Annotated in this window: 7 protein-coding genes; 3 read left to right on the plus strand and 4 right to left on the minus strand. The window is 45.1% G+C overall.

What is annotated here, in order from left to right; all coding sequences use genetic code 11:
- Positions 1–282: 282 nt before the first annotated feature.
- Positions 283–2,820, minus strand: a complete 2,538-nt coding sequence (locus J0L70_RS31800; RefSeq protein ID WP_287457322.1) for a CHAT domain-containing protein — start codon at positions 2,818–2,820, stop codon at positions 283–285.
- Between the two features lie 223 nt (positions 2,821–3,043).
- On the opposite strand from J0L70_RS31800, the gene J0L70_RS31805 reads away from it, so the two are divergent.
- Together J0L70_RS31805 and J0L70_RS31810 are read left to right on the plus strand one after the other, a co-directional pair.
- Positions 3,044–3,661 carry a hypothetical protein gene (locus J0L70_RS31805; protein WP_287457323.1) on the plus strand — a complete coding sequence of 206 codons (618 nt, stop codon included), beginning with the start codon at positions 3,044–3,046 and terminating at the stop codon, positions 3,659–3,661.
- 40 nt (positions 3,662–3,701) lie between these two features.
- Positions 3,702–4,664, plus strand: a complete 963-nt coding sequence (locus J0L70_RS31810) for an endonuclease/exonuclease/phosphatase family protein (protein ID WP_287457324.1) — start codon at positions 3,702–3,704, stop codon at positions 4,662–4,664.
- A 4-nt stretch (positions 4,665–4,668) separates the two neighbouring features.
- On the opposite strand, the gene J0L70_RS31815 is transcribed toward J0L70_RS31810, so the two are convergent.
- Together J0L70_RS31815 and J0L70_RS31820 are read right to left on the minus strand one after the other, a co-directional pair.
- Positions 4,669–5,523 (minus strand): hypothetical protein, encoded by an 855-nt coding sequence (locus J0L70_RS31815; RefSeq protein ID WP_287457325.1) that lies wholly within the window; start codon positions 5,521–5,523, stop codon positions 4,669–4,671.
- Positions 5,524–5,756: 233 nt separating this feature from the next.
- Positions 5,757–6,317: a hypothetical protein gene (locus tag J0L70_RS31820; RefSeq protein WP_190651093.1), complete on the minus strand. Its 561-nt coding sequence runs from the start codon at positions 6,315–6,317 to the stop codon at positions 5,757–5,759.
- A 355-nt stretch (positions 6,318–6,672) separates the two neighbouring features.
- On the opposite strand from J0L70_RS31820, the gene J0L70_RS31825 reads away from it, so the two are divergent.
- Complete coding sequence (locus J0L70_RS31825; protein WP_190651090.1) at positions 6,673–7,038, plus strand: hypothetical protein; 366 nt, start codon at positions 6,673–6,675, stop codon at positions 7,036–7,038.
- A gap of 132 nt (positions 7,039–7,170) precedes the next feature.
- Here the strand turns inward: J0L70_RS31825 and J0L70_RS32200 are convergent, their stop codons facing one another.
- Positions 7,171–7,314 (minus strand): IS1/IS1595 family N-terminal zinc-binding domain-containing protein, encoded by a 144-nt coding sequence (locus J0L70_RS32200; protein WP_502711042.1) that lies wholly within the window; start codon positions 7,312–7,314, stop codon positions 7,171–7,173.
- Between the last annotated feature and the right edge of the window lie 123 nt (positions 7,315–7,437).

Consider the following 7,437-nt stretch of genomic DNA (forward strand, 5'->3'; position numbering starts at 1 on the left):
TGCAACAGATACAGCACCTGGAGCCGTTCTTTACCTGTCGCCGTGGTTTGTGCCCTGAGTAGTTGTTTCAGTTCTTCAGCGCTTTCTTGAATCTCTAGCTTGTAAACGCCTGCCATCGTCGCTGACGGAATGCTACATCTGAGTTATATCATCTGTAGTCATATTTTGGAGATTTGGTATAAGAGTGCAAGCTTACGAGGGCTAGGTTGAGCAAGAACTTGCCCATATTAAATGGCTTGAGCAAGATACATTAACCTGCTGCTTGCAGAAAATGGCAATGGTTCATAATGCCTCCCCAATCAGCGTGAATGCTGCCCAGTCTTTTGGGTTTGGGTGGGCTTTGAGTGTTGCTAACATTGCTTGACGGAGTGCTTGTGCTTTATCTGGATTGCGCTGTAGCTGCTGATAGAATGCTTTCATTAGGTCAGAGGTAGGTGCATCGGGAACTGCCCAGAGCGAGACAATCACGCTGGGAACTCCTGCTGCGATAAACGATCGAGAGAGTCCGACGACTCCATCTCCTGTCACTCTTCCTCGTCCCGTATCACAAGCACTCAAGACGACCAAATCTGCATTGAGTTTCAGTCGTGTAATTTCCTCAGCCGTGAGGATGCCGCTATCTTTTTCAAATGGAGCAAGAGCGAGCCAACTTCTGAATCCATTACGATCGTCAAATGATCCATGTGTTGCTAGATGAATGATCTTCGCATCTAGCATTTGCTTCAAGACAGTTTTTTTCGTTCCTTGTTTGCCAGTAATTGCTTGTGTGTTGAATAGAGACGCGATCGTCATTGCTTCCTGCTCAGCATTGGGCAAATTTGATAGCTGTTTAACTTGGGATGAATTTGGATCATTGGGCATGAAAGGATTGCCTACAATCAGCGTATCTTTCCCTCGTGGACGGGATTTGAGGGCACGAGTTTTATCTAGGAGTTGAATCGAGGAAGCGGTGCGAAGCGTATGTTTCTCAATCAAATACTTACCATTTGCCGCTTTGAGGGCAGGAAAAGGAACGAGAAAAAGAGTGCGATCGGGAATAAACACAACATGCTGATTCGGATCAGTCGGGAGGAGAGATGCGATCGGTTCAATGAGTAACTTATGTAGTACTTTGAAATTCTCATCTGAATCAGACTGGCTACAAGGATTCTTTTGAGCCGTTTCATCGACAATCAGCCAATCAGATTGAGCACTCCGAACGCCGATCGAATTTCGACTGTTGCCAATCAGTTGAGCAATTTGTGAACATTGCTTAGGTAGAGCAGTTGTCAGATCGACCTGTCGAAATGAGACTTTGCCATTCGGCTGAATCACCCAGATGTATAGCTGTGTTTCTTTACCTCGATCGTAGATTGTGGAGTACTCGACTAACGTTGCATTCTGCGATCGCGCAATTTGAGTCAAGGTGTTGAGGTCGGGAGCATTGCGAGTCGTCTGTGAAGTGTTGGGTTGGAGTTGCTGACTGAGTCGTTCAATCAAAGCTTTTGTTCTTCCCCATTCTGAGACAGTCAGCGCTTTTTCAGGTTGGTTTTGAGCAATCAAAGCTTGTTGCAACCAACGATAGCTGCCGGATTGGATTTCAAACACTGAGATTTTAGCCGCTTCAGAAAGCCGATCTAATCGAATCGATTCATACAGTGCGATCGCAGCTCGTAAAGACTGCTCGGCTTGAGCAAACTGGCGAGTTCTGATCTGCATGATGCCTAAATTATTCAGCGTTGTCGCTTCACCATCGCGATTTTTGATCGCTCGAAAAATGAGCAGTGCTTGTTGGTAAGCTGCGATCGCGTCCTCATAGCGAGAAAGGGCAGAGTCAATAGCACCGCGATTTGAGAGAATTTGCGCTTCGCCATCGCGATTTTTGATCGCCCTAAAAATGGGCAGTGCTTGACGATAGTCTGCCAGGGCTTCGTCATAGCGATTCAGAGAGAAATAGATCACTCCTCGACTCAGTAGCATTTTTGCTTCTGAACTTCGATCTCCAAGCTTCTGATACATTGGAAGAACTTCGTCATAGGCTGCGAGTGCTTCTTTGTATCGAAACAGGTTGGAGTAAACTGCTGCTCGATTGGTGAGTGCTTGTTGTTCACCTTTTTGATCTTTGAGTTCTCGAAACATGAAGAGTGCAAGGTTGAAAGTGATCAGCGCATCTTCGTATTGTCCAAGCTGACTGTAAGCAATGCCTTGATTCATGGATGCCCCTGACGCATTCGCCCGATCTTTGAGTTCTCCGAAAATTGTGATCGCTTGATCAAAAGCTTCGATCGCATCTGCATGTCGAGAAAGACCGAGATAAACATTGCCTCGGTTTCTGATTGCTCTTGCTTCACCATGTCGATCGTTGAGTTCCCGATAGATGGGAATGACTCTGCTGAATGCTGCGAGGGCTTCCTCATATCGAGAAGTGGAACTGTAAATAAATCCCAGATTCATGGTAGCTCTTGCTTCGCTGCTGCGGTCTTTGACTGCTTGGAAGAGTTGTATGGCTGCTTTATAAGCTGCGAGTGCTTTGTCAGGCTGGGAAAGGTCATCATAGGCATTGCCCAAATTGGTGAGAGTTTTCCCTTGCCATTGGCGATCGCCAATGTCTTGATAAATCTTTGCAGCTTGCTCCCAAAGCGCGATCGCACGACCAATCTGTTTGGCTTCGTAAGATTGAACGCCCTCACGAAATAAGCGATCGGCTTCTGCTGTGCGATTGCTCTGTTGAGCTTGAGTAATAGTGGTTTGAGCCGATGCAAATTGAGCACTGATTCCAGTTAAGAACAGTGCAACAATAAGCCCACTCGTTAAGCTCAATGATTTGAGAAAGCATCGCATCGCTTAGTCCTCGATCGTCTAGCTTGTACGTTAGAAGAAAAATTAGCACCGGGATTTTTTCTTCTTCTCATTTAAACTACGGAATTCCGAAAATTTACCGGGAAATCTTGAAATTTAATTCGGCAGGCGGATATTACAGAGAAAATCGCGATCACACAACGATAGGGCTACATAACCTCTCCTACAGATAAACCTAATTAGAGAGTAGGTAAGTATAATTCATATGCAGCGCAAAAATTGCTTAATTCTCAACTTTGCGATCGTCAGTCTAATTACAATTTTGTTGATTCGCGATCGCTCAATCAACGAATTATTTCAAGTCTCACTTGATCAGAAAACCCAATCCTCGATCACAATCCCAGGCTATCAATTAGATTGCCAGCAAGCAGACACACTGTACTGTAAGGTTAATCTTGTCAATTCGCCCTTAATCATTGAGAGTCCATCTCATAGCAACTGCAAGGCGACCTATGGAAAGCAAGTTTTACCTTGCTACCGAGTGCAAGCATCAGCGTTCGATACCTTATACATTAAAAATTTATATCTCAGTCAACAGCAGCAGGCAATGATTAATCTGCAAATTAGAATGAGAGCGATCGCAAGTCTGAGAATTCTAGAAAATGGAGTAGAGAACGGAATATTTCTACTCGCAATGCTGACTCTTCTATCGATCCTGAGTGGAATTAATGCGGTTGAAGCGTTTCGGGCTTGGTGTCACCAGCACTATCCCCAACATCGCCAATTTCAAGTTCTAGCTGCCATGATCGGAGGAATTGCGATCCCTGTACTTCTATCCTTCTACTTTTTCCAACTTCTCATCACCTTTGGATATGTTGGCTGATGATATTCAAATTTATTCCTGATCGATGAGCTTGACTAAGATGTTGCTACTTCTCAATTTTATTCATGTGGTTGCTGCATTCAGTGCGATCGCATCTCTTCTAGGATTTTCAGGGGCGCTCTGGTGGCGTTTTGAACTCTTGGATCATCCTCGACCTCAATATTGCCTAGCACTTATTGCAGCATTACTCGTCGGATTGTTACTCCAACAAAAATGGTCGATCGTATGGTTCATTCCATTAATGCTAAATCTAGCCTTGTTAGCACCGCTCTTTTTCGCACCGTTTAAGGTTGACCAAAATTCTCAAGCTCCAACGATACGACTTCTTCATGCAAATCTCGATCGCCATAATTCTCAGCCTGAGCAAGCCATCCGCTACCTGAAGCAGCAATCTGTCGATTTGATGCTTTTACAAGAGATTACCCCTGCTTGGCTAGCTCGGCTTCAGGCTGAGCTACCAGAGTATCAGATTCTTAAAGCAGAAGCACTCGATAATACTTTAGGCAGCGCCATATTAGTCCCTCAACAAAATCAGCAGATTAAAGTTGAGCAAGTCCAAGTCATCCACTTGCCGAAAAATAGCGATCGACCTTTACTCGAAACGACTGTGACTTATGCTGGAAGACCACTTGTGATTCTAAGCTATCATGTGATTCGTCCTCGCAGTCCGAAAACCTCTGCCTATCAAGAGATTGAGTTTGATTCAGTCTCTACTTGGAGCCAAGCTCAGCTCCACCAACAGAAGCGCGTCGTTGTCATTGGAGACTTTAATAGCACTGCTTGGTCGGTTCGACTGCGACGATTGGAGAAAGACAGCCAACTGTTGAATTCACAACGAGGGTTTGGATTTCAACCCACTTGGTCGGCTGAATTTCCGCCATTGATGAAGATTGCGATCGACCACTGTTTTCATGATCGATCATTGGTCACAGTTCAGCGATCGATTGGATCAGCGATCGGTTCAGACCATCTCCCATTTCTTGTAGAATTACGTAATCAGTAGCGAGTTATCGCTCTAAAATTCGCAAGTCTTGTGTCAAGTGCCAGCATCCATTGTGATGCTCAAAAACATAGCCACCTGCTGCTGACTGTTCGTCGGCTTCAACCCAAGCAGCACCCTCTACATTGCGATAGGTCGCTGCATAATAATCAACCCGAAACTTACGATCGCTGATTTCCCGAAATGCAAGCCGTACAAATTCACGTGCTTTGAGTCGCGTGACGAAAGATTTATCAGGAAAAGAGACATCTAGCCTTAGTCTCATGCGATTCGGTTGATTGTTGAGAGTCTGCTCTTGGTCGATAAAGCTTCGATTCATACGATCGACATAGATCCAACCTTGATTCAACCCTAAACGGAATGCTTGATACAATTTCTTGTTAATTGAAAAAGACACTCGATCGGGCTGCTCATAGCTCGCAATTTTGACCTCTGACCCAGTGTAAGTATTACGCACCTCATTCTTTTGGTCGTCATATCCTCGCACAAAGTTCACGAAGAAATCTTGGTAGGCACTGGGTTCGCAATATTTAGGTTGCTTTGCTTTGACTGATACCCAACCTTTTGCAGTACATTCTACGGTTTCATAGTCTTCGAGTCGTGCATTGTAAGGATCAATGTCCGATCGACACCAGTAACGATCGTCATAGAAGAAAATACCTTCGTTGATAGGTTGTGGCTCTGAAGGGGTCAGCGATCGCTCTGATGAATCGCTGACAATCATACGATTGTTTTGAATTTCGATCATTTCTCCAGAAGTCCCTGTCCAGTAGTACCCATCTTGAAGCAGATTCGAGGCAAGAGATGGGCGAGGACTGATGACTGCTACAGAGATTAGATATGCTATAAAATGAAGCTTCATGAGTAATCTTATCAGTTAGTACACATATATTCGAGCATGACGCTTTGTGCTTTCATAAATTCAGGCATACTGGCGCAAAATACCTCGTTGCCATCCAGTCGCGAAGTGACTTCATTCTCTGCATTGGCATAATGCATCATCTTCATGGTGTCAGCTAAGACCAGAGCTGAATCTCCTTAGCTTCACAAGTGGCAGGCGCGCCAGCTCCTTGAAAGAGGTTACGCTGCGTGATGTTAGCTTTTCCAGCCTTGATTTTTACAGTCAACTCCCTGAGTACTCATCACTTCAATTTTGCCAGTTTGAGTATTCACGCGCCATGCATGACTGATCTGAGTGTAGTATTCAGTCTCCGTCATTTTCACGATCGCAGCAATTGCACGATCGACCTTGCCATTTAGCCGACAAAATCGAAAAGCAATCCTTTGTGACTTGGAGAAAGGAGGTAACTCTAAGACATCGAGAACTTGAGTCACGGGCTGACCAACTTGATCATATCTCAGCAATTCACCGAGCCATAGATACATTGCTTTACCGGGTTGTTCAACGACGTGAATCCGATGCCATTGGTCAATAACTGCACCACCTCCAGAGATTAACCCTTCAGGAACCTCAGAATAGATGAGCCCAATGTAGGGTGAAGTTTCTGCTTGAGCCAACTTGGTTTCTGGCTTGGCAGGGGACAGCATTGATCTGGAAGGTATAGCTTTTGCAGGAATCTGAGCGTTGCCGCCTACGATCGTAAGACTGCTGAACAGTAAAAGAAACCCAAGCTGACGCATAAATTTGAGTTGCATCTGGAAAGCATCCTATGCATGTGTTGTATAGAGATAGGGTTTACTCTCAATCAGGTTATGCACTCCCGAAATTTGTGTCTGTATAACCTGATAGCCGTGAACATAAACTGATATCTTGCACCCTTGTCAACCAGATCCCTTTCGATCAATTCCGCTCACCTATGTCGAATCATTGAAGTAAAAATCACGAAGGAAATTGCATAACCTCGCGAATGGCGAACTCTACACCTAGACAAGCGATTGACACACTCAATTGCGAACAAGCCAAAGATTAGACTCAATCGCTTGCTCCGATGGTTGCTAGTCCAATTCGCTAAGTTCATTATTGTCCCAATTTGAATTAAGGAAACATTGAATGCGTAAGTTTTTGCCGATCTTTATTCTTTTGGCGGGTGGGTTGACTTCAGTAGCACCCGTGATCGCTGTTGATTATGACAGAGGCGTTGGTCTTCGCGAGTATCCAAGTACTCACACAACGGGTGGATGGGGTCAGGGTCAAGGGACTTACTCTAACCGGTTAGAGAGTCCCTATGGTCGTTGGACTTGCCAATCTTACTGCTTCATCACGGAATGGTATTATCCAGACGGAGTTAAACCTGGTTCAGTCGGCTATCCTAGCCGAGTCAGGGACTCATTCGGTGGTGATGTCAAAGTAGAAGAGCCAAGCGCACCTGTTAGACTAGAAGAACCTGTGCGTCAGTTCACTGATAAAAAACAGTAAATGACTTTGTGAACTGAAGCGAACTCTAAATCTGGACAGGCGATACTCGATCGCTAGCTAAAGACTGGACTCAATCTATCACCCTGATGCTTGAGTCCAATTGTCGCTGATTGGTTGCTTTACTTCCTTCAATCATCCTTGATAGCTCAAGTGCAAGATGAACGATCGTTGCTCACAAGCGGCATTCCGGCAACAATACCGTTGTTTTCCAGCAGTAGTGCGACCATGTTTAGCAATGTCCCTGCGATGACAACCTAGGCAGAAAATGGGTATCACTAATCATCTGAGGGAAGCCACTGGTTTGACCAGTGCGACTTGCACAGCTTTGAGCGTTTCCGGAGTCCAGTTGCAGACGTAAAGTAACTCCTACGGTGGCTGAGTGAGCCAAAATCCGTAGAA

The sequence above is a fragment of the Leptolyngbya sp. UWPOB_LEPTO1 genome (assembly GCF_017302695.1).
GTDB lineage: Bacteria > Cyanobacteriota > Cyanobacteriia > Leptolyngbyales > Leptolyngbyaceae > Leptolyngbya > Leptolyngbya boryana.